3 protein-coding genes are annotated in these 1,251 nt (G+C 59.6%); 1 reads left to right on the top strand and 2 read right to left on the bottom strand.

Features of this window, described 5'->3' with window-relative positions; all coding sequences use genetic code 11:
* Together A3730_RS03825 and yidD are read right to left on the bottom strand one after the other, a co-directional pair.
* A partial coding sequence (locus tag A3730_RS03825) for a hypothetical protein (protein WP_156500872.1) occupies positions 1 to 199 on the bottom strand: 199 nt, incomplete at its 3' end.
* Complete coding sequence (yidD, locus tag A3730_RS29420; RefSeq protein ID WP_082872241.1) at positions 196 to 477, bottom strand: membrane protein insertion efficiency factor YidD; 282 nt, start codon at positions 475 to 477, stop codon at positions 196 to 198. The genes yidD and A3730_RS03825, both read right to left, overlap by 4 nt.
* A gap of 165 nt (positions 478 to 642) precedes the next feature.
* Here yidD and A3730_RS03835 point away from each other — a divergent pair.
* Positions 643 to 1,251, top strand: a 609-nt coding sequence (locus A3730_RS03835) for an START domain-containing protein (RefSeq protein WP_063537510.1), incomplete at its 3' end; no start/stop codon positions are given.

Consider the following 1,251-nt stretch of genomic DNA (forward strand, 5'->3'; position numbering starts at 1 on the left):
TGGGCAGTGCCAGCATGCCATGGCCGTGGGTACACACCTGGCAATCAGCGGAAGCCAGCAGCTCCTTGGCGGGGCTGTGTTGGCCTGCGTCGATGTGGGCCGGGGCGTGCCATGCCAGCAGCAGCTGGGCACAGAACAGGCCGAGTACCAGAGACAGTGACAGGCCGCGATGGTAGCGGTTCAGCATGGCGGGGATCATGGTGATGTCCCCCCGCTGTGTTCACCGCATGACGGTGTGCATTGGTGCTGTTCCGGGTCGGGTTCGGTGCCGGGCACATAGTCAAAACCGCCCGGGTGCCAGGGGTGACACTTGCACAGTCGCTTCGCCGCCAGTGCGCTGCCGCGCAGGCTGCCATGGGCAACTACCGCCTGCCGGGCGTATTCCGAGCAGGTGGGGTAGAAGCGGCATTGATTGCCTATCCAGGGGCTCAGCACCTTCTGGTACAGCCAGATGGCGCCAAGCAGAAGCGATTTCACGTGACCCGTTCTGCCTGTCGCAAGTTGTAAAAAATGCATGATATAGCCATCGCGTGGGGAGATACCAGTGCTGTTCCATGGTCCTAACAGCCACCGTGATAAGAAAGTGTTGCGATTTCATGATGATGCAACGCTAAAGCAGCCTCAGGGCAACAAGGAGAGACCATGAGCAAAGTGACAGGATGGACCCGCCCGGTACGCGTATCAGCATTGGCCGTGACCTTGATGTTATCCGCCGGTTCCATGGCGGCAGACTGGGAAACCGTGAATGAAGGCAAGGCCCGCACGGACATCAATACCTACGATAAAGCCATGAAAGACAGCCCGGTGAAAGCGTTCCGGGGTGTCACCGAAGTGCAAGCGCCGGTACTGAGTGTACTGGCGGTGATGGCGGATAGCAGTGCCTGCGCGGACTGGTTGTATCAGTGCCAGTCACTGGAGTTACGCGATAACGACCAGGCCTATATCCGTTTCAAGGGCATCTGGCCGGCCAAGGATCGTGATGCCCTGATCCAAACCCAGACCACCCAGAATGAGGAAACCGGTGCCATTACCCTGGCCTCCCATGCCGTGGATGGCGAGCCGGAGCACGAGGGTTATGTGCGGGTTGCGGCGCTGGAAGATCAGTTTGTGCTGACGCCGCTGGATAACGGTTGGACACGCATCGAATTCGAAACCTTTATCGATCCGGGCGGCAATGTGTCCTCGGTGGCAAACGTGATTTCCCACAAGGCGCCCCAGGAAACCCTGCAGGGGCTACGTGAGATGGCCAGC

This window comes from Alcanivorax sp. HI0044, assembly GCF_001634945.1.